Source organism: Bacillus sp. SRL337, assembly GCF_984799155.1.
Genome location: NZ_OZ481793.1, coordinates 80,348 through 100,676 on the forward strand (window position 1 = coordinate 80,348; position 20,329 = coordinate 100,676).

19 protein-coding genes and 2 tRNA genes are annotated in these 20,329 nt (G+C 44.8%); 19 read left to right on the top strand and 2 right to left on the bottom strand.

Features of this window, described 5'->3' with window-relative positions; genetic code table 11:
* Nucleotides 1-13: 13 nt before the first annotated feature.
* Nucleotides 14-403 (top strand): FtsB family cell division protein, encoded by a 390-nt coding sequence (locus AC4E8A_RS00385; protein WP_490196247.1) that lies wholly within the window; start codon nt 14-16, stop codon nt 401-403.
* A gap of 83 nt (nt 404-486) precedes the next feature.
* The gene (locus AC4E8A_RS00390) at nt 487-909 is read left to right on the top strand and encodes a S1 domain-containing RNA-binding protein (protein ID WP_490196248.1); all 423 of its coding nucleotides are present in this window, start codon (nt 487-489) and stop codon (nt 907-909) included.
* A gap of 230 nt (nt 910-1,139) precedes the next feature.
* Here the strand turns inward: AC4E8A_RS00390 and AC4E8A_RS00395 are convergent.
* Both AC4E8A_RS00395 and AC4E8A_RS00400 read right to left on the bottom strand, forming a co-directional pair.
* Nucleotides 1,140-1,211 (bottom strand) — tRNA-Glu (locus AC4E8A_RS00395).
* A 9-nt stretch (nt 1,212-1,220) separates the two neighbouring features.
* A tRNA-Met gene (locus tag AC4E8A_RS00400) sits at nt 1,221-1,297 on the bottom strand.
* 283 nt (nt 1,298-1,580) lie between these two features.
* Here AC4E8A_RS00400 and spoIIE point away from each other — a divergent pair.
* From spoIIE to AC4E8A_RS00485, 17 genes are all read left to right on the top strand, one after another.
* Nucleotides 1,581-4,070: a stage II sporulation protein E gene (spoIIE, locus tag AC4E8A_RS00405; RefSeq protein ID WP_490196249.1), complete on the top strand. Its 2,490-nt coding sequence runs from the start codon at nt 1,581-1,583 to the stop codon at nt 4,068-4,070.
* A gap of 949 nt (nt 4,071-5,019) precedes the next feature.
* Nucleotides 5,020-5,757 (top strand): vWA domain-containing protein, encoded by a 738-nt coding sequence (locus AC4E8A_RS00410; protein ID WP_490196250.1) that lies wholly within the window; start codon nt 5,020-5,022, stop codon nt 5,755-5,757.
* Nucleotides 5,726-6,706: a protein kinase domain-containing protein gene (locus AC4E8A_RS00415; protein WP_490196251.1), complete on the top strand. Its 981-nt coding sequence runs from the start codon at nt 5,726-5,728 to the stop codon at nt 6,704-6,706. Before AC4E8A_RS00410 ends, AC4E8A_RS00415 begins: the two co-directional genes overlap by 32 nt.
* An 80-nt stretch (nt 6,707-6,786) precedes the next feature.
* The gene (tilS, locus tag AC4E8A_RS00420) at nt 6,787-8,190 is read left to right on the top strand and encodes a tRNA lysidine(34) synthetase TilS (RefSeq protein WP_490196252.1); all 1,404 of its coding nucleotides are present in this window, start codon (nt 6,787-6,789) and stop codon (nt 8,188-8,190) included.
* A gap of 12 nt (nt 8,191-8,202) precedes the next feature.
* A complete protein-coding gene (gene hpt, locus AC4E8A_RS00425) occupies nt 8,203-8,751 on the top strand; it encodes a hypoxanthine phosphoribosyltransferase (RefSeq protein ID WP_490196253.1) in 549 nt (182 codons plus the stop codon).
* A 125-nt stretch (nt 8,752-8,876) separates the two neighbouring features.
* Nucleotides 8,877-10,835: an ATP-dependent zinc metalloprotease FtsH gene (ftsH, locus tag AC4E8A_RS00430; RefSeq protein ID WP_490196254.1), complete on the top strand. Its 1,959-nt coding sequence runs from the start codon at nt 8,877-8,879 to the stop codon at nt 10,833-10,835.
* A gap of 459 nt (nt 10,836-11,294) precedes the next feature.
* The gene (locus tag AC4E8A_RS00435) at nt 11,295-12,065 is read left to right on the top strand and encodes a type III pantothenate kinase (protein ID WP_490196255.1); all 771 of its coding nucleotides are present in this window, start codon (nt 11,295-11,297) and stop codon (nt 12,063-12,065) included.
* 10 nt (nt 12,066-12,075) lie between these two features.
* Complete coding sequence (gene hslO / locus AC4E8A_RS00440) at nt 12,076-12,963, top strand: Hsp33 family molecular chaperone HslO (protein WP_490196256.1); 888 nt, start codon at nt 12,076-12,078, stop codon at nt 12,961-12,963.
* A 23-nt stretch (nt 12,964-12,986) separates the two neighbouring features.
* Nucleotides 12,987-13,889, top strand: a complete 903-nt coding sequence (locus tag AC4E8A_RS00445; protein ID WP_490196257.1) for a peptidyl-prolyl cis-trans isomerase — start codon at nt 12,987-12,989, stop codon at nt 13,887-13,889.
* A 336-nt stretch (nt 13,890-14,225) separates the two neighbouring features.
* A complete protein-coding gene (cysK, locus tag AC4E8A_RS00450; protein WP_490196258.1) occupies nt 14,226-15,149 on the top strand; it encodes a cysteine synthase A in 924 nt (307 codons plus the stop codon).
* 168 nt (nt 15,150-15,317) lie between these two features.
* Nucleotides 15,318-16,715, top strand: coding sequence for an aminodeoxychorismate synthase, component I (pabB, locus tag AC4E8A_RS00455; RefSeq protein WP_490196259.1), 1,398 nt, complete (start codon nt 15,318-15,320; stop codon nt 16,713-16,715).
* A complete protein-coding gene (gene pabA, locus AC4E8A_RS00460; RefSeq protein ID WP_490196260.1) occupies nt 16,712-17,299 on the top strand; it encodes an aminodeoxychorismate/anthranilate synthase component II in 588 nt (195 codons plus the stop codon). The genes pabB and pabA overlap by 4 nt, the downstream gene beginning before the upstream one ends.
* An 11-nt stretch (nt 17,300-17,310) precedes the next feature.
* Nucleotides 17,311-18,177, top strand: a complete 867-nt coding sequence (gene pabC / locus AC4E8A_RS00465; RefSeq protein WP_490196262.1) for an aminodeoxychorismate lyase — start codon at nt 17,311-17,313, stop codon at nt 18,175-18,177.
* A 60-nt stretch (nt 18,178-18,237) separates the two neighbouring features.
* Complete coding sequence (folP, locus tag AC4E8A_RS00470) at nt 18,238-19,017, top strand: dihydropteroate synthase (protein ID WP_490198732.1); 780 nt, start codon at nt 18,238-18,240, stop codon at nt 19,015-19,017.
* Nucleotides 19,010-19,369 (top strand): dihydroneopterin aldolase, encoded by a 360-nt coding sequence (gene folB / locus AC4E8A_RS00475; RefSeq protein WP_490198733.1) that lies wholly within the window; start codon nt 19,010-19,012, stop codon nt 19,367-19,369. Before folP ends, folB begins: the two co-directional genes overlap by 8 nt.
* 1 nt (nt 19,370) lies before the next feature.
* On the top strand, nt 19,371-19,898 hold the full coding sequence (gene folK, locus AC4E8A_RS00480) for a 2-amino-4-hydroxy-6-hydroxymethyldihydropteridine diphosphokinase (RefSeq protein WP_490196263.1): 528 nt from the start codon (nt 19,371-19,373) through the stop codon (nt 19,896-19,898).
* Nucleotides 19,850-20,062: a helix-turn-helix domain-containing protein gene (locus AC4E8A_RS00485; protein ID WP_490196264.1), complete on the top strand. Its 213-nt coding sequence runs from the start codon at nt 19,850-19,852 to the stop codon at nt 20,060-20,062. Before folK ends, AC4E8A_RS00485 begins: the two co-directional genes overlap by 49 nt.
* Nucleotides 20,063-20,329 lie beyond the last annotated feature (267 nt).

Below are 20,329 nucleotides of genomic sequence, written 5' to 3' on the forward strand. Positions count from 1 at the left end.
GGAGGTGCAAGAGATGAGCAGGGAACGAAATATAACGTCCATGGAAAATGCTTATGTACGACAGCAGGAATTAAAGAAGAAAATCAGCCATCACAGAAAAAAGAAGCTTTTCCGCCGGTTGGCATTACTATTTATTTTTGCCATTGCGATAAGCGGATTTCTTGTCTCGACCCTCATCTCACGCGCTTCGGTCTTGGAAGAGAAAGAAGCAGAAAAAGCAAAGATGGAAGCCAAATTGGAGAAGCTTGAAAGGCAGCAGGCAATCCTCGAAGATGAAATTGTTAAACTGAATGATGATGAATATATCGCCAAATTGGCCCGCAGAGATTATTTTCTTTCAGATGAAGGAGAAATTATTTTTAATATTCCAGAGCCGGAAAAGAAAAAAGAAGAAGAAGAGTAGTCTTATTGACACTCTTTTTTTTATTTGGCTATAATATGAAGTAAGGTTTATTTTTTATCATTCTAAGGAGGAGCATTCTTTTTATGTCGATTGAAGTAGGCAGCAAGGTACAGGGTAAGGTAACAGGGATTACAAATTTTGGAGCGTTCGTAGAATTGCCGGAAGGTGCAACAGGTCTTGTCCACATTAGTGAAGTTGCCGACAATTATGTCAAGGATATCAACGAGCATCTGAAAGTCGGTGACGAAGTAACGGTGAAGGTCATTAATGTTGAGAAAGATGGAAAGATCGGTTTATCCATCCGGAAGGCTAAAGACCAGCCGGAACGCCCGCAACGCCCGCAGCGTCCTCAGCGTCCACGCAATAACAAAATGAATGACACTCGCACAAAAGAGAACTTTGAACAGAAGATGGCGCGTTTCCTGAAAGATAGTGAAGACCGTTTATCTTCATTAAAACGCCATACAGAATCCAAACGTGGCGGCCGAGGAGCAAAGAGAGGCTGACTTGCTGTCTTTTTTTATATAGCAGGTTTATAGATTAGGTTCACAGAATCCTGTTGAGAACAACTATCTGCATTTCACCTTGGAAAGCAGCTGGTTGTTTTTTGTTTGTCCGTTTATACATGATTGTCCAATGGATATACGTGATCGGAGCAATAAATTATATAGCGGATGAATTTTTCGTAGCTGCAATACAAAAAACACGACAGGATTCCTGCCGTGTTTTTCAACTATGACCCGTACGGGATTCGAACCCGTGTTACCGCCGTGAAAGGGCGGTGTCTTAACCGCTTGACCAACGGGCCAATATAATATGGTAGCGGCGGAGGGGATCGAACCCCCGACCTCACGGGTATGAACCGTACGCTCTAGCCAGCTGAGCTACACCGCCATATTCTCAAAATGTCTCTGAGACACAAGTAATATAATACATAGGAATAAAAAAATTGTCAACAGATTTTTTAAGAAATATGTCAGGTGGTTTGGCCTTGGTTTTTCCCGGCAGGTATTGCTGTGTCAATCAGAGTACTTCAAATGAGTCTCTACAGCTTATTAGCCATTTCGCAGAAAGAAGTCGAACTATTCTTTTAATCAAAGCCCTTGTTTTGACAAACTTTTAAAGTTGTCCGCATTATAATGTTCACAACGATTAAGAACAGGGGGAGAGGATAAGGATGGAAAAAGTTGAGCAAAGTGTGATGGAATCAGTGGGGAAAGTAGACATAGAACATACGAAATCGGAGTTCTCTATGGGGGTGAAAACCCTTATGCAGAAAATCGAGTGGTTTTTCGTACAGAAAGGGTTTGTTCTCTTCGGTTTGGGCTTTCTTCTTGGACGTGCACTGATTCTGTCGCATCTTACTCCATTTGCCATGCCGTTTTTCGCCGCTGTTTACATGGTTAGAAGAGACCGTGCTCCCGTCGCTTTAATGGGACTGCTGGCCGGATCGCTCACATTATCGATTACTAATATTACGTATACGTTTGCCAGTACAATTTTATTCCTCCTTTTTTTCAGGATTACAAGGAAGTTTCAAAAAAATGAGCTGAAAGCTGTACCATATTTTGTGTTTTTTACAACAATAGCGGCAAATCTTGCGTTTGACTACATAATAAATGGACAAGTCATGACTGTATATGGTGGAGCGATGGCAGGAGTGGAAGCGGTCCTTTCCTTTATTTTGACGCTTATTTTCATCCAAAGTGTGCCGCTTTTCTCCATCAGCAAACGGAAGAAATCATTGAAGACAGAAGAGGTTGTAAGTCTCATTATCCTGCTGGCCTCCGTCATGACAGGGACCATCGGCTGGTCAGTTTACAATCTTTCCATCGAACATATATTATCCAGATATCTCGTTTTGCTGTTTTCATTTGTAGCCGGTGCTACTGTCGGTTCGACCGTGGGGGTGGTAACGGGGTTGATTTTCAGTCTCGCCAACGTGGCCAGTTTTTATCAAATGAGTCTGCTTGCCTTCTCAGGCCTATTAGGCGGCTTGTTAAAAGAGGGAAAAAAGGCGGGAGCGGCGATTGGTCTTCTGATCGCTACGCTTTTGATCGGAATGTACGGGGAAAGTGATACTTCATTGACCAAAACGCTATATGAATCAGGGGTTGCCATTCTGCTATTATTGCTGACACCTGCTGCCCTTACGACAAAATTGGCCAAGCATATCCCGGGAACAGCTGAATACAACCAGGAACAGCAGCAATATATCCGGAAAGTACGTGATGTCACAGCAAGCAGGGTGGAACAATTTTCATCTGTCTTCCAGGCGTTATCAAACAGTTTTATCAACCTGGAGGAACAGGTGGAGAATGATGATGTGGATGAGAGGGAATTTGATCAATTTTTGAGTAACGTAACAGAAAAAACGTGCCAGACATGCTTCAAGAAAGAGCAGTGCTGGGCAAGGAATTTTAACCAAACCTATGATTTGATGAAAGATGTGATGTATGAAGTCGATCAGGGGCATGTCCCGATGAATGGAAAGGTGGGGAGAGAATTAGAAAAGCATTGTGTCCGTTCTAAAAAGGTACAGGAAGTCATATCCCAGGAATTGACGTATTACCAAGCCAATCTGAAGTTGAAGAAACAGGTTCAGGAGAGCCGTAAGCTTGTTGCTGATCAATTATTGGGAGTATCTGAAGTGATGGGAGACTTTGCAAGGGAGATTCAAAGAGAGAGAGAGAATCACCAACAGCAGGAGGAACAAATCCTGGAGTCCCTGCAGGAGTTTGGTATAGATATAGAAAATGTCGAAATCTATTCGTTAGATAAAGGAAATGTAGATATTGAAATGGCTTTGCCTAATGGAAATGGGCATGGAGAGGGTGAAAAACTGATCGCCCCAATGTTATCCGATATTCTTGGTGAAAATATTATTGTGCAGAGAGAAGATCCCGCAGCGTTTCCTAGCGGGCATTGTCAACTGACATTCGGCTCAGCAAAGGCATATGTAGTGGATACAGGAGTGGCTCATGCTGCCAAAGGAGGAGGGCTGATATCCGGTGACAGCTACTCAATGATTGAATTGAGTGCCAGTAAGTATGCTGTTGCCATCAGCGACGGAATGGGGAATGGAGAACGTGCCCATTATGAAAGCAATGAAACCCTGAGTCTGCTGCAGAAAATTTTACAATCGGGTATAGAGGAAAAAGTAGCGATAAAAGCGGTCAACTCGATTTTGTCCCTAAGGACCAATGATGAAATCTTTTCGACACTTGATCTAGCAATGATTGATTTACAGGATGCTTCTTCAAAGTTTTTGAAAATCGGTTCTACCCCGAGCTTTATAAAAAGAGGGGACAAGGTGGTGAAGGTGGAGGCTGGGAACCTCCCGATGGGTATTTTTTATGAATTCGATGTCGATGTAGTCAGTGAGCAGTTAAAGGCAGGCGACCTGTTGATTATGATGAGTGATGGAGTATTTGAAGGACCAAGACACGTGGAAAACTATGACGTATGGATGAAACGGAAAATAAAAGAAGTAGATACAGAGGATCCGCAAACCATGGCAGATATCATTATGGAGGAAGTGATCAGGACAAGGTCAGGTGAAATAGAAGATGATATGACAATTGTCGTTTCAAAAATCAAACATAATATCCCGAAGTGGAGTTCCATCCCCGTTCAAAAATTCAGGCGGAAGGAGCAGGTATCGTGAATGAAAGTCTGGCACATTGAGAGGTAGGAATGGGGTTTCTTAGTAAATAGACAGTAAGGGCTTAGTTTTTTATAGTGGCTGTTTTCGCAATTATTGCTGCTTTTTATAGTTTAGTTGATTTCCGCTCCAGGCACACGAATCCGCGGGGGTGCGTTCCAGTGGGAATCTTGGTCTCACCTGCCAGCGGGGCTTTTCCGCTTTTTAGTCAATCCAGCTTCAGCGCCTAGCTCCTCGGGGTCATAAGCCAATCCGTCAAGAAGGTTAAAGAGCAACCTTCCCGCCGGCTCGTCTTATGCCTGTCGGTGCTGGTCGAGGCGCTTCCGCTTTTTAGTCAATCCAGCTCCAGCGGCCAGCGCCTAGCAGATTTCAGCCTCTCTCCTTGCGATAAGTCAACATCGACTCACTTTTGTTCGTCGTGTTTCCTTTATCTCATGCGAGTGGCCTCCAATCTGTACGGCGCTGAACGGCCGCTTTCGCTTTTTATCAATCCAGCTCCAGCGCCTAGCTCCTCGGGGTCATAAGCCAATCCGTCAAGAAGGTTAAAGAGCAACCTTCCTGCCGGCTCGTCTTATGCCTGTCGGTGCTGAACAAGGCGCTTCCGCTTTTTAGTCAATCCAGCTCCAGCGCCTAGCCCCTCGGGGTCATAAGCCAATCCGTCAAGAAGGTTAAAGAGCAACCTTCCTGCCGGCTCGTCTTATGCCTGTCGGTGCTGAACAAGGCGCTTCCGCTTTTTAGTCAATCCAGCTCCAGCGGCCAGCGCCTAGCAGATTTCGGTCTCCTTTCTTGCGATAAGTCATCATCAACTCGCTTTGCTCGTTGTGATTCCTTTATCTCATGCAGGAGCCCTCCAATCTGTACGGCGCTGAACGGCCGCTTTCGCTTTTTATAGTATATTTCCCTTCTAATCCGGCGATGATGGTAACAAACTAAGTTAGAGGAGGGGAATCTGTTGAAGACAGGTACACTTCGACAAGTTCTATTAATAACGGATGGGTGTTCCAATCAAGGAGAGGATCCGGTGGCGATGGCGGCACTGGCAAAAGAACAAGGGATCACGATCAATGTTATCGGGGTTATGGAGAATGATGCAATTGACGAAAGAGGCATGGAAGAGATTGAGGGAATTGCCATGTCTGGCGGAGGCGTCAGCCAAGTAGTATATGCCCAGCAGCTTTCACAGACTGTCCAAATGGTTACACGAAAAGCGATGACTCAAACCCTGCAGGGGGTTGTCAACAAAGAATTGAAGCAGATATTAGGGAAACACACATCCATGGAAGAACTCCCGCCGGAACAGCGCGGCGAGGTGATGGAAGTGGTCGATGAACTGGGAGAGTCAGCCGACCTTGAAGTGTTGATTCTTGTCGATACATCAGCGAGTATGAAACATAAGCTCCCAACCGTGAAAGAAGCCTTGCTGGACCTGTCTCTAAGCATGAATGCAAGAATGGGGGATAACATGTTTTCGGTCTTCGTATTTCCCGGGAAAAGAAAAGATGTCGAAAAATTGCTGGACTGGACGCCAAAGCTTGAGTCGCTGACGAGCGTTTTTTCCAAACTGTCTTCAGGAGGCATTACACCAACAGGCCCTGCAATCAGCGAAGCCATTTCCTCTTTCAAGAAAAAACGTTCATTAAGGGGTTTGCTCTCACGTGATGATGAACAATACTTTGAAGAAACAATATAAATTTTCTTCGGGAACGAGAATTACCGGCAAGTGGCATAACCAACAATATACGATTGTAAAAGAACTTGGATACGGAGCCAACGGAATCGTCTACCTTGCTCAGACTGGTACAGACTATGTAGCGCTGAAGATGAGTGACAGTTCGATGTCGGTAACTTCTGAAGTGAATGTGTTGAAGGCTTTTGCCAAGGTCCAAGGAGCCCCCCTTGGGCCTTCTTTGCTTGATGTGGATGATTGGGAAATCAGCGGAAAGAAAATCCCCTTTTATGTGATGGAGTATATTCAGGGACCGGATCTTCTCACTTTCGTGCAGAACAAAGGAGTTTCGTGGACAGGTGTCCTGGTTGTGCAGCTCCTGAACGATTTGGATCGAATTCATCACGAAGGCTGGGTTTTCGGGGACTTGAAGCCGGATAACCTGATTGTGACAGGGCCGCCATATAAAATCCGCTGTATCGATGTCGGCGGGACCACAATGCAGGGGAGAGCCATCAAGGAGTTCACAGAGTTCTTTGACAGAGGGTACTGGCTTGGGCATTCCAGGAAAGCTGAACCTACATATGATTTATTCTCAGCTGCCATGATTCTTATTAACCTCTCCTATCCCAAAAGGTTTAACAAGAGCGGCACCGGGGGAATAGAGCAATTACAGAATGCGGTGATGGCAAAGCCTGAACTGAAGAAGTTCAGGGGACCTATCATGGGTGCTCTTGAAGGCCGGTTCACTTCTGCTCATGAAATGCGCCAGGCCATGCTGAATACCTTATCAGTAAGAACGGGATCAGGACAGAATAAGCAGGCAGCTGCACCCCCCTCTCGGAGTACCCTGAATGCCACACGACAGCAGATCAAGAAACAGAAGTCGGGAGGCGGGTTCCTTGAAACCGTCCTGGTGGTTCTGATTGTGTCACTTCTGTATGTGCTTTATATCTATGGAGAGCTATTATAGGTGTATTGTCATTAGGAAGGAAAGTGAAATGAGATCGTAATACTGGTAAAATAAGAGGAAAAAGTTCAGGATGAGGCATTATGCAGACTTATGAAGGAAAAGTTACAGGCTTTATTAAGAAACACAATTTAATCCAGGATGGAGACTCCATACTGGCTGCCGTTTCAGGAGGTCCGGATTCGCTTTCTCTTCTTTATTTCTTGAACAAGTATAAGAAGCTTTGGGATGCAAAGGTAGCTGCTGTGTGTGTTGACCATATGTTCAGGGGAGAGCAATCCCATGAAGAACTTCTCTTTGTGAAAAAGACATGTGAAAAGATGGGCATACCCTTCTATGGAGAAAGTGTGAATGTACAAGGGCTATTGGATGAACGGAAGACAGGCTTGCAGGAAGGTGCCCGGAACGTCAGGTATAGCCTGTTTGAAAGGCTGATTAAAGAGGAAGGATATACAAAGCTTGCTTTTGGCCATCACGGTGATGATCAGGTCGAGACGATCTTAATGAGGTTGACGAGGGGAAGCAGTGGTTTGTTAAAGAGTGGAATCCCGGTTAAGAGAGACTTCCACGGCGCAGAGATTATCCGCCCGCTTCTTTGTCTTTCAAAGGAAGAGATCACTTCATATTGTTCTGAGAAGGGGCTGGAGCCGAGGTTTGATCCAAGCAATGAAAAGCTTGACTATACCAGAAATCGGTTCCGTCATGCAGTGCTGCCGTTCCTCAAGGAGGAGAATCCACAGGTTCATCATAAATTTCAACAATTTAGTGAAGAAACGGCTGAAGATGAGGCATTCTTGCTTGCAATGGCAGAAGAAAAACTGGATAGTGTCCTTACGAAAACAGAGGATGAGGCCGTTATTGATATACATGCATTTCGGTTGATGCCTCTTCCTTTACAAAGAAGAGTGATTCATCTAATATTAAATTATCTTTACGAGGCAAGGCCTTCATCATTATCATCTATACATATTCAAGATGTGTTAGCAATAATATGGAAAGACAGCCCCTCACTGAGTCTCGACCTTCCGGGAAGCCTTAAAGCAATCCGTTCCTATGATCAATGCAGACTCACATTTGAGGGAAAAGCAGAGGGCATTGCTGATTTTTGTTATACATTGAACATAGGTGAGAGAATTGAATTGCCTGACCAGCGAGCTTTCACTTTGCTGGAAGCTGACCAGCATTCCCTGAATACAGATTCCGTCTTTTTCCAAAAGTCGAGTGTCGCTTTACCATTCAGGATACGGAACCGAAATCCGGGTGACCGTATGAAAGTAAAAGGGTTGAATGGTACCAAAAAGGTAAAAGATATATTTATCGATGAAAAGATACCAGCCAGACTCAGGGATACATGGCCCATTGTCGAGGATAATAATGGAGAGATCCTCTGGCTTCCCAATCTGAAAGTCTCATCACTGGCAAGTAATGAATCAGGTGATAAGAGTGACTTTCTAAGGTTAATCTTTTCAGAGCAAACATCTTCCTAGGAGGCAGACCAAGTGTTGAACAAAGATATTGAGAAAGTGCTTATTTCAGAAGAAGAACTTCAAGAGAAAATCAAGGAACTGGGCGCAGGGCTTACTGAGGAATACAAGGATGGTTTTCCTTTGGCAATCGGTGTTTTAAAAGGTGCAATGCCTTTTATGGGCGACTTGCTTAAACGTATGGATACATACTTGGAAATGGACTTTATGGATGTTTCCAGTTATGGGAACTCAACCGTTTCGTCTGGAGAAGTCAAGATTGTCAAAGACCTTGACACTAAGGTAGAAGGAAGGGACATCCTCATCATCGAAGATATCATCGACAGCGGCTTGACTTTAAGTTATCTCGTTGAACTGTTCCGTTACCGTAAAGCAAAGTCCATCAAAATCGTGACGCTATTGGATAAGCCGTCCGGAAGAAAAGCGGATATCAAGGCAGACTATGTCGGGTTCCTGGTGCCGGATGAATTTGTCGTCGGATATGGCCTTGATTACGCAGAAAAATACCGTAATCTGCCCTATATCGGTGTTCTAAAACCTGAGGTGTATACTACCAGCGAATAAGTATATTCTAATGAAGAATATGCTTCGGTAAGCATATATCGTTCAAGACAGCTAATTTGTTGTAATACCATGATTTTCTATGATACTATTTTATATAGCTTTTTTACCGTGGGAGGAGGTAAGGGATGAACCGGATCTTTCGTAACACCATATTCTACTTACTAGTTTTTCTCGTCATAATAGGTGTGGTGAGTTACTTTAACAACAGCAACGAGCCAACAGAAAACATTAAATATAACGAATTCATCACTCACTTGGAAGATGGTGAGGTAGAGTCATTCTCGATTCAGCCTGAACGAGGCGTTTATCAGGTGAGAGGGAAACTGACTGGATATAGTGAGGAACAATACTTCCTTACAAATGTATTGGGTAATGATGCAGGGGTATTGGAACGTGTCAATGCAGCTGCAGCAAAAAATGGCATCGAAGTCGATGTCTTGATGGCTAAGGAAACAAGCGGATGGGTATCTTTCTTTACCACAATCATACCGTTTGTCATCATCTTCATTCTTTTCTTCTTCCTTCTTAACCAAGCGCAGGGCGGCGGAAGCCGTGTCATGAACTTCGGTAAGAGTAAAGCCAAGCTTTACAGCGAAGAGAAGAAAAAAGTCCGCTTCAAAGATGTTGCCGGAGCCGATGAAGAGAAAAACGAACTTGTCGAAGTCGTGGAATTCCTTAAAGACCCGAGGAAATTCTCGGAAGTCGGCGCTCGTATTCCTAAAGGCGTTCTTCTTGTAGGACCTCCGGGTACAGGTAAGACCTTGCTTGCCCGTGCGGTTGCCGGAGAAGCCGGAGTACCGTTTTTCTCTATCAGTGGTTCCGACTTCGTAGAGATGTTTGTCGGTGTCGGTGCATCGCGTGTTCGTGACTTGTTTGAAAACGCAAAGAAAAACGCCCCTTGTATCATCTTCATTGATGAGATTGATGCCGTGGGTCGCCAGCGTGGAGCTGGTCTTGGCGGAGGCCACGATGAACGTGAGCAGACGTTGAACCAGTTGCTGGTTGAAATGGATGGATTCGGAGCAAACGAAGGAATCATCATCGTAGCTGCGACAAACCGTCCGGACATCCTGGATCCAGCCTTATTGCGCCCTGGCCGATTTGACCGTCAAATCACGGTTGACCGTCCTGATGTCAAGGGCCGTGAAGCCGTACTTGGTGTACATGCAAGAAACAAGCCGCTTGATGAGTCCGTAGACTTGAAAGCCATTGCAATGAGAACGCCTGGATTCTCCGGAGCCGATTTGGAAAACCTTTTGAACGAAGCAGCGCTGGTAGCTGCCCGTTCTGATAAAAAGAAAATCGATATGGGCGATATTGATGAAGCAACTGACCGCGTCATTGCAGGTCCAGCCAAGAAGAGCAAGGTTGTTTCACAAAAAGAACGTAAAATTGTTGCATTCCATGAAGCCGGTCACACAGTAATCGGTCTTATCCTGGATGAGGCAGATATGGTTCACAAAGTAACAATCGTGCCGCGCGGGCAGGCTGGCGGTTATGCGGTGATGCTTCCAAAAGAAGACCGTTACTTCATGACAAAGCCTGAACTGCTCGATAAAATCACTGGATTGCTTGGCGGACGTGTTGCCGAAGAAATTATCTTTGGTGAAGTGTCCACAGGAGCCCATAATGACTTCCAGCGTGCTACAGGAATTGCCCGCAGAATGGTTACCGAGTTCGGTATGAGTGAGAAGCTTGGACCGCTGCAATTCGGTTCTGCACAAGGCGGACAGGTATTCCTTGGAAGAGACATTAACAATGAACAAAACTACTCAGATGCCATTGCATATGAGATCGATCTTGAAATTCAGCGTTTCATCAAAGAATCTTATGAAAGAGCGAGAAAGATTCTTACAGAGAACCGCGAAAAACTGGAGCTTATTGCTAAAACATTATTAGATGTAGAAACATTGGATGCAGGCCAGATCAAGCATCTAATGGATCATGGCAAACTTCCGGAACGCGCTTACGGTGAACCTGATAAGGCTTCTGCCAAAAATGATGATGTGAAAGTAAACATCCAGAAGAAGGATGAAACGGAAACAACATCAAATGAGCCGGCTGAAGATGATAAGAAAGAATAATCGTTAAATAAAGACACCAGCCTTGCTGGTGTCTTTTTTATGTATGCCCACAATGTGTAGAGGTTCTTCAGGGTTTAAATTGATAAGACACTCCTATTATTAAAAGTGATAAGACTCTAAAACGCAGAGTTGACTGGAGGGATTCACTGCCTTCTGCGGGAATGATAAGTCATCATCGAATTGCTCCGCTCCTTCATGATTCCTATATCTCATGCAAGAGCCCTCCAATCTGTACGTCGCTGAACGGCCGCTTCCGCTTTTTAGTCAGGCACAGCCGGAGGCTCACCGCCAACCCCGCGGAGTCGTGAAATCCGGGACTGAAAGCAACGGACCTCTTTGAAAATTAAAAAAATACAACAATGAATTGCGTTTTTTTATAAGACAACAGTTTTCACCAAATCGATGCAATTGTGGTATGATGTTGGCAGAATGAAATCAATGTATTAGTAGGTGAAAATAGTGATTTTTGTCTTGGATGTAGGGAATACCAATATAGTACTGGGAGTTTATGAAGGAGAAGAGCTGAAATATCATTGGCGTATGGAAACCAACCGCCATAAAACAGAAGATGAGTATGGAATGATCGTGAAAAATCTTTTTGAACATGTTCAATTATCCCTTTACGATATTGAAGGGATCATCATCTCATCTGTAGTTCCTCCTATCATGTTTTCCTTGGAACGAATGTGTGAAAAGTATTTTAACATTACACCATTAGTTGTAGGTCCTGGAATTAGAACAGGATTAGATATAAAATATGAAAATCCACGTGAAGTAGGGGCAGACCGTATTGTCAATGCGGTGGCAGGAATAAAGGAATATGGCGGTCCGCTGATCATAGTTGATTTCGGTACAGCGACAACCTACTGCTATATCAATGAAGATAAGCAGTATATGGGCGGGGCGATCGCTCCGGGAATCGGCATTTCGACTGAAGCTCTATACTCCAAGGCGGCCAAGCTTCCAAGGATTGAAATCGGGCGTCCGGAACACATCATCGGGAAGAATACTGTGTCTGCGATGCAGTCTGGAATCCTGTATGGATACGTCGGACAGGTAGAAGGCATCGTAAAGAGAATGAAAGCGACAGCGAAGAGTAATCCATTGGTCATCGCCACAGGCGGGCTGGCCCAATTAATCTCAAAAGAATCCGATGTCATTGATATCGTTGATCCATTTTTGACCTTAAAAGGTTTAAAGCTCATTTATGAGAGAAACAGCATAGTATAGGAGGAATAATATGAGCGATTACTTAGTGAAAGCTTTAGCGTTTGATGGACAAGTCAGGGCTTACGCAGTCAGGAGCACAGACACAATAAATGAAGCACAGAGAAGGCATGGTACTTGGCCGACAGCATCTGCAGCTATCGGAAGATCGATGAGTGCGGGTGTCATGATGGGTGCGATGCTGAAAGGGGAAGAAAAGTTAACAATCAAAGTAGAAGGGGACGGCCCTCTTGGTGCCATCATTGTAGACAGTGATGCCAAAGGGAATGTCAGGGGCTATGTTACCAATCCTCAAGTTCACTTTGATCTGAATGAACAAGGGAAGCTCGATGTCAGAAGAGCGGTAGGAGCTTCAGGGACATTATCAGTCGTAAAAGATATTGGCATGCGGGATCATTTTACAGGACAAGTTCCAATTGTTTCGGGGGAATTAGGAGAAGACTTTACTTATTATTTTGTTACCTCTGAACAGGTGCCGTCTTCCGTTGGCGTGGGAGTGCTGGTGAACCCGGATAATACGATTCTTGCAGCGGGCGGTTTTATCATTCAATTGATGCCGGGCACCCCGGATGAAACCATTACAGAAATTGAGAATCGGCTTCAGGCAATTCCGCCGGTATCCAAGTTGATTGAAAAAGGGCTGACTCCGGAAGAGCTTCTTTTTGAACTTCTTGGTGAAGAGAATGTGAAAATCCTTGATAAAATGCCAGTCCAGTTTGAATGCCGCTGTTCAAAAGAGCGTTTTGGTGCAGCGATTGCCAGTTTGGGTGCAGAAGAAATCCAGGAAATGATTGATGAAGAGGGCGGAGCTGAGACACAATGCCACTTCTGTAATGAAACGTATCATTATTCTGCGGAGGAACTAACCGAGTTGAAAAATGAGGGAGAAGATCTGCAGTAACATCTAAGGGGATGGATGCAAAGGTGAGACTGAAGAGGTCGGTTTTAGTTGGAATAATATTGATTCTGCTGACTGCTAATGCGGTGACACTGCTGCTTTATTTCACAAAAGCTGAGGCGGATGCAGGACCTTCAAAGCTGGCTGGGACTGAAACGGCAGCTAAAATAGGAGAAGAAACGATAAGCCGCGAATCTTGGATGTATGAAATGGAGCAGCGTTATGGAAAAGAAGTTCTGAGGGAGCTGATCAACCATAATGTAATGGAACAGCTTGCAGAAAAGTATGATATTAAGGTGACGGATAAAGAACTTGATAAGGAAATCACCTTAATTAAAAGTATCTATAACAGTTACGATAAAGACTTAATGGGCAGTGAAGAGATTTTGAGGGAAAGAGTCAGGACTGAGCTGCTTTTAGAGAAAGTGGTCACAAAAGACGTAGACATCCCTGATAAGGAAATTGAGAAATATTATAAAGAGAATCAAGAGCAATATTCGATACCGGAGATGTACAATCTTTCGCAAATCGTTGCGGCCACACGGGAAGAAGCTGAACAAATGGCAAATGAAGTTGAAGACGGGTCAAACTTTCAGGCTCTTGCAATGGAACGTTCGATTGACGATGTTTCTGCTGTCCAGGGTGGAAATATAGGATATATTCCTGTCGGGTCGCATATAGTAGCAGGGGATGCCGCTGATTCAATTCAATCGCTGGATAAGGGAGAACTCTCTGAAGTAGTGGAATTTGAAGGGAAGTATTACATCTTCCTCCTTAACGATAAGCTGGAACCTCATGATTATTCATTGAATGACGTAAAAGACCAGATCCGGCGGAGGCTCGCAATGGAACAGGTGGAAAAATCCATGAAGCCTGAAAACTTCTGGAAAGAGTTTAATGTTGATTGGTTCTATAAAGAAAGCCTTTAATCTATTACCCAAAAAGAAGTCAGGTTATTGCCGGCTTCTTTTTTAAAAGGTTGTTTGTATAGATGGCGGTTTTCAGAGAAACCATGAATCTTTCTCCTAGGCGCAATAGTCTTAAAAGGGAGAGCAGCTCTTTTCTTTCTTACTAGAATTATGGGATTGTTTTCAACATTCATTTTTACGACAGAGCCCTTTAAAAAAATCACTGCGGGAATGCAGAAATTGCGCAGCTTTTTAGGATCAGCATTAGCTGCTCGATCCTATTAATTGACACATTGACAGAAAATTGATAATTTTAACTAAAACCCAATCAAATTACTTGGGATTAGGAGGGGTACCATGGCAAGAATAGCAAACTCCATCACAGATTTAGTTGGTCAAACACCGATTGTTAAATTGAACCGCATAGTGGACGAGAATAGTGCAGATGTTTACTTGAAATTAGAATATATGAACCCCGGAAGCAGTGTTAAAGACAGAATCGCCCTTGCGATGATTGAAGCTGCAGAGGAATCAGGAAACTTAAAATCCGGTGATACGATAGTTGAACCGACGAGCGGCAATACGGGTATTGGACTCGCTATGGTTGCTGCTGCCAAAGGATACCAGGCAGTTCTGGTGATGCCGGACACCATGAGTATGGAAAGAAGAAATCTCCTTCGTGCTTATGGGGCTGAATTAGTCCTTACCCCTGGCTCCGAAGGGATGGGCGGTGCTATCCGCAAGGCGGAAGAGCTTGCACAGCAAAAGGGCTATTTCATGCCTCAGCAATTCAAGAACGAAGCGAATCCTGAAGTGCACCGCAGAACGACAGGAAAAGAAATCGTGGAGCAAATGGACAGTCTGGATGCATTCATTTCAGGTATCGGCACTGGAGGTACCATTACAGGTGCAGGACAGGTATTGAAAGAAAACTTCCCGAACGTGAAGATCTACGCAGTGGAACCGGCAGATTCGCCTGTATTATCAGGAGGAAGTCCCGGCCCTCATAAAATTCAGGGCATCGGAGCGGGTTTTGTGCCCGACACGTTGAATACAGAGGTATATGACGAAGTTCTTACGATTCAAAATGACGAAGCATTTGACTATGCGCGCCGTGCTGCTAAAGAAGAAGGCATCCTGGGTGGAATCTCTTCGGGAGCCGCCATCAGTGCAGCATTGAAAGTCGCCAAGGAGCTTGGAAAAGGCAAGAAAGTGCTGGCGGTCATTCCGAGTAACGGAGAGAGATATCTCAGTACGCCATTGTATCAATTTGAAGATTAAGCCTTAAGGACCAGGAATATTCCTGGTCCTTTTTTCATTGCTTTTTCAAGAATGCCCATATGCTCGGTTGTTCTGTGTACTCGTAAGGAACTGCGCGATTTGACTAGGAATGAGCGCTCTTCTTCATGTATGATGGAGGGAGAGAATTACTAGGAGAGTGAACCATCCATGGAGAACAAACAACCACTTCTTTATGAAAAAATCCCTTCCTCGAAATCAGCGTTCTTTCACGCCTATGAAATGCTGACGGCAGAAATGAGTCATCATATCCTATTGGAAAGCGGACGGGGCGGAAAATACAGCATTGCCGGATTTAGTCCGGTTTCTATAATAAATGCCAAGGATGATAGAGTGGAAATCCTTGAAAAGGAAAGAAAGGAAATTATCAATGGAGATTGCCTTGATGTGTTATACAGCTGCCTTCAAAGAAGGTATAGGGAAAGAGACCCGCTGCTTCCTGACTTTCAAGGAGGGGCGATGGGATTCATCAGCTATGATTATGCCCGCCGTATCGAGAAGTTGGAAACGAATGCAGAGGATGACCTGGAAACGCCGGATCTCTACTACATGGTGTTCGATCAATGGGCCGTGTATGATCACGAGTCGGAAGAGATCTGGGTGATGGCCGATAGAGAAGGCGCCGATACCTTTGCTGATTATTTAAATGGTTGGAAGGGAGCGCTCCAACAGCCTCTTCCGGAAGAAGAAGGCATTGAGGGTACCATGCCAGCTGATCGGACGGTCGCCATGGATGAGGAAGAGTTCATTTCAGCGGTAGAAAAAATTCAACATTATATCAGGGAAGGAGACGTCTTTCAGGTTAACCTTTCTGTGCGTCAGTCCCAGAAGTTAGCTGCACCCCCCTATGCTATATATAAGAAACTGCGGGAGTTGAATCCATCTCCTTATATGAGCTATGTGCATACGCCTGGTTTTCAGATTGCATCAGGTTCTCCGGAGCTTCTTGTGAAAAAGAAAGGGTACGAAGTCAGCACCCGGCCGATTGCCGGAACGCGCTCCCGTGGTGAGAATGAAATTGAAGACCAGAGGCTTGCGGATGAATTGATCCAAAATGAAAAGGAACGGGCAGAGCATGTCATGCTGGTGGACCTTGAGAGAAATGATCTTGGCCGGGTTTGTCAGTACGGAACGGTTGAAGTAAATGAATTCATGGCCATCGAAAAATACTCACACGTCATGCACATTGTCTCTAATGTAAGGGGACAAATCGCTAAAAATAAGAGCGGAAAGGATTTGATCCGTTCTGTTTTTCCCGGAGGCACCATTACCGGGGCTCCCAAGGTGAGGACGATGGAAGTTATTGAAGAACTGGAGCCGGTCAGAAGGGGGATCTATACAGGTTCTATTGGCTGGATCGGTTTCAATGGAGATATGGAACTGAATATCGTCATCCGGACGCTGTTTGCCAAAGATGGACAAGCTTATATTCAGGCAGGTGCCGGTGTGGTCATTGATTCCAATCCGAAGCATGAATACGAAGAGTCTCTGAAAAAGGCAAAGGCGGTCTGGAAAGCAAAAGAATTGGCAGAGGGTGCAAACAAATGATTTTAATGATTGATAACTTTGATTCTTTTACATATAACATTGTGCAGTATTTAGGAGAGCTTGGCGAAGAGATTGTTGTCAAACGAAACAATGAGATCAATATTGCGGAAATTGAGCTGCTGGCACCTGATTATCTGATGATATCTCCTGGGCCGCGTACCCCGAATGAAGCAGGGGTAAGCCTTCAGGCAATTGAGTACTTTGCCGGAAAGATTCCGATATTCGGAGTTTGTCTTGGTCACCAGGCTATTGCCCAGGTGTTTGGCGGAAAGGTAGTGAAGGCGGAGAAACTGATGCATGGTAAGACCTCGTTTGTCACTCATAACGGGAAGACAACATTTGAAGGGATTTCCAATCCGTTTCAAGCCGGGCGTTACCATTCCTTGATCGTTGAAAAAGAAACACTTCCAGACTGTCTTGAAATCACCGCCGAGACAGAAGCTGGGGAAATCATGGCTATCCGTCATAAGCACCTTTCCATCGAGGGTGTTCAGTTTCATCCGGAGTCCATCATCACAGACGAAGGGAAACAGCTGCTCGCCAATTTCCTTCAGACGCATAAAAAAGCTGCTTTAACCGTTTAGGAGGCGGGAGTGTGCATATATTTTTAAACGGAAAGATCCTGAATAAAGAAGAAGCGAGAATCTCCCCTTTCGATCACGGCTTTTTGTATGGGATGGGGTTGTTTGAAACAATGAGGACTTATGACGGCCATCCATTTTTGCTGAATGATCATTTAGAACGGATGCAAAGCGGCTTGGAGATGTTGAATATCGAGCTGGACTTAGGAGCCCTTGATATACCCGGGATGATTTCTTCCCTTTCAGAGAAGAACGGTTTACATGACTCGTACCTCCGCTTAAATGTTTCAGCAGGGGAAGGGGAAATAGGGTTGCGGACCGATTCCTACGAAGCGCCGAATATCCTTCTTTTCCAAAAAGAGCTGCCGCCGTCAGAGCCCCTGAGGGAGAAGGAAGCCGTTCTGCTCGAGCTTAAGAGGAACACGCCTGAAACATCCATGAGGCTTAAATCCCATCATTACTTCAATAATATGGCAGCGAAAAGGGAAATTGGCGGTGATCCGGGAAAAGAAGGGGTGTTTTTAACAAAAGAGGGCTATGTTGCAGAAGGCATTACTTCGAACATATTCTGGGTGCGGCAAGGGACACTCTATACCCCTTCACTGGAGACAGGGATATTGAACGGGATTACCAGGGAGTATATTATTGAGTTATCCAAAAGGGAAGGCATTCCCTGTGAGGAAGGGATATTTCGTATAGACGACCTTCTGCATGCAAGTGAAGCGTTCTTTACGAATTCCGTCCAGGAAATCATTCCGATACATTCGTTTGCCGGACGGGCCTTTCCTGGTAGAAACGGAGAAATCACCAAAACTCTTTATACTCATTATGAAGGTCACTCAAGAGTGCTGTATTCAAAAAACGAACTATGTGGGAGCTGATGAAAATTGACTTCAGTGATTAAAGCCGGGCCCTATCAGCTTGACTATCAAAATCGGACAATGGTCATGGGGATCCTTAACGTGACTCCTGATTCCTTTTCGGACGGAGGCCGCTATAATGCCGTAGAACACGCAGTTCAACGTGCGAAGGAAATGGCTGCGGAAGGGGCAGACATAATCGATATCGGCGGTGAATCGACCAGGCCAGGGTATGACCCGGTATCAGAGAAAGAGGAAATACAGAGAGTTTGCCCGATTATCAGAGCCATCTCACAAGAAGTGGATATTCCTATCTCCATAGATACTTATAAAGCTGGGACCGCGAGAAAAGCCTTGGAAGCGGGTGCACATATCATTAATGATGTATGGGGTGCAAAACGGGAACCGGAAATTGCGGCAGTGGCTTCAGAATTCAATGCCCCTATGATCTTGATGCACAACCGGGAAAATATGGACTACGGCGATTTTATAACAGATGCCTTAAACGATCTGCAGGAGAGTGTGGGCATAGCACTGGAAGCCGGGGTATCAAAAGAGAACATCATTCTCGATCCGGGAATCGGGTTTGCCAAAGACCTTACGCTGAATCTTGAAATGATGAGAAACCTTGACCGTCTTGTTGGCATGGGATATCCGGTCCTGCTGGCAACTTCGAGAAAACGCATGATTGGAACAATCCTTGATCTCCCTGTGGAGGAGAGGATGGAAGGAACAGGCGCTACGGTCTGCTTTGGTATTCAGAAAGGCTGCCAGTTGGTACGCGTCCACGATGTAAAAGAAATCAGGAGGATGGCTGCCATGATGGATGCCATGCTTGGAAAGGGTGATTATGGTGGATAAGATCAAAGTCAATGAAATGGAGTTTTACGGCTACCATGGTGTATTTCCTGAGGAAACGAAACTTGGCCAGAGATTCCGGGTGAGTGTAACACTTGATGTAGACCTTTCTGAAGCGGGGAGGAGTGATGACATCGGGGACTCAGTCAATTATGGTGAAGTGTACTCCCTCTGCAAAGAAGTAGTCGAGGGAAAACCATATAAGCTGCTTGAAACATTGGCGGAAAAGCTGGCCGAAGGGATTCTAACCGGTTTTTCGAAAGTCGAAAACTGTACCATTGAGGTCATAAAACCAGACCCGCCGATTCCGGGCCATTATCGTTCGGTATCTGTTGAAATCAACAGGGGGCGCTGAAATGGAAGCCATCGCATACCTTTCATTGGGGTCCAACGTGGGGAACAGGGAACAATATCTGAAAGAAGCCATAAAGCAGTTAAATGAAGCCGCGGATATAGAAGTGACAAGGACCTCCTCCATCTACGAAACGGACCCGGTAGGATTCACGGAACAAGGTCAATTCCTGAACCTGGTGCTAGAAGTTAAGACATCTTTATCACCGGAAAGCCTTCTGCAGCATTGCCTTCAAGTGGAAAAAGATCTCGGGAGGGAACGGGAATTCCGCTGGGGGCCACGCAAAATAGACCTTGACATATTGCTCTATAATCATGAAAATATTGAAACAGAAGAACTAATTGTTCCTCATCCCCGGATGCATGAGCGCGCATTCGTGCTTGTGCCTCTGACGGAACTGTCCCAAACAATCAAACATCCTAAGCTCAACACCTCTATGATTGCTCTTCTAAACGAAATACCTGATAAAGAAGGAGTTCGGTTATGGAAACAGATAAGTGGGGAAGACGTATACGTGCATTCAGAAAATTAAAAGGATTGACACAGGAGGGGTTGGCCAGGAAATTAGGCATTTCCGTTTCTGTGCTTGGAGAAATTGAGAGAGGCAGCCGTTTGCCTACAGAAGATTTCCTTGAAAATGTGGCAGAAAACCTGGGAATCAACCGCAAGGACCTGGAACCTTCTAATGATCAATAGATTTCTTGTGTTATTAGAGAGAAAACCATTCAGGCGGTGAACCTGTATCGGACTGAAAGCATATTGGCTTTCAGTCCTTTTTTATTTTAAATGGAAGCAAAAGGTGTAAGGATAGCGGACTGATCTCGTTACGGCTTCCGGATTCCTGCAATTCCTCTATTTAAATACGAAATCCTTTATTCTCTTGCAGAGCCATACACCTGTAGTGGAGATTGTTCAATCTTTACCTTGAAAAATTTAAGCTTTTTCAATTAAAAAGACCTTTAG

Excerpts from the sequence above, each read along its gene's own strand:
- AC4E8A_RS00385 (WP_490196247.1), top strand. The coding sequence starts at position 14 with ATGAGCAGGGAACGAAATATAACGTCCATGGAAAATGCTTATGTACGA.
- AC4E8A_RS00390 (WP_490196248.1), top strand. The coding sequence starts at position 487 with ATGTCGATTGAAGTAGGCAGCAAGGTACAGGGTAAGGTAACAGGGATT.
- spoIIE (WP_490196249.1), top strand. The coding sequence starts at position 1,581 with ATGGAAAAAGTTGAGCAAAGTGTGATGGAATCAGTGGGGAAAGTAGAC.
- AC4E8A_RS00415 (WP_490196251.1), top strand. The coding sequence starts at position 5,726 with ATGATGAACAATACTTTGAAGAAACAATATAAATTTTCTTCGGGAACG.
- tilS (WP_490196252.1), top strand. The coding sequence starts at position 6,787 with ATGCAGACTTATGAAGGAAAAGTTACAGGCTTTATTAAGAAACACAAT.
- ftsH (WP_490196254.1), top strand. The coding sequence starts at position 8,877 with ATGAACCGGATCTTTCGTAACACCATATTCTACTTACTAGTTTTTCTC.
- hslO (WP_490196256.1), top strand. The coding sequence starts at position 12,076 with ATGAGCGATTACTTAGTGAAAGCTTTAGCGTTTGATGGACAAGTCAGG.
- cysK (WP_490196258.1), top strand. The coding sequence starts at position 14,226 with ATGGCAAGAATAGCAAACTCCATCACAGATTTAGTTGGTCAAACACCG.
- pabB (WP_490196259.1), top strand. The coding sequence starts at position 15,318 with ATGGAGAACAAACAACCACTTCTTTATGAAAAAATCCCTTCCTCGAAA.
- pabA (WP_490196260.1), top strand. The coding sequence starts at position 16,712 with ATGATTTTAATGATTGATAACTTTGATTCTTTTACATATAACATTGTG.
- folP (WP_490198732.1), top strand. The coding sequence starts at position 18,238 with ATGGTCATGGGGATCCTTAACGTGACTCCTGATTCCTTTTCGGACGGA.
- folK (WP_490196263.1), top strand. The coding sequence starts at position 19,371 with ATGGAAGCCATCGCATACCTTTCATTGGGGTCCAACGTGGGGAACAGG.
- AC4E8A_RS00485 (WP_490196264.1), top strand. The coding sequence starts at position 19,850 with ATGGAAACAGATAAGTGGGGAAGACGTATACGTGCATTCAGAAAATTA.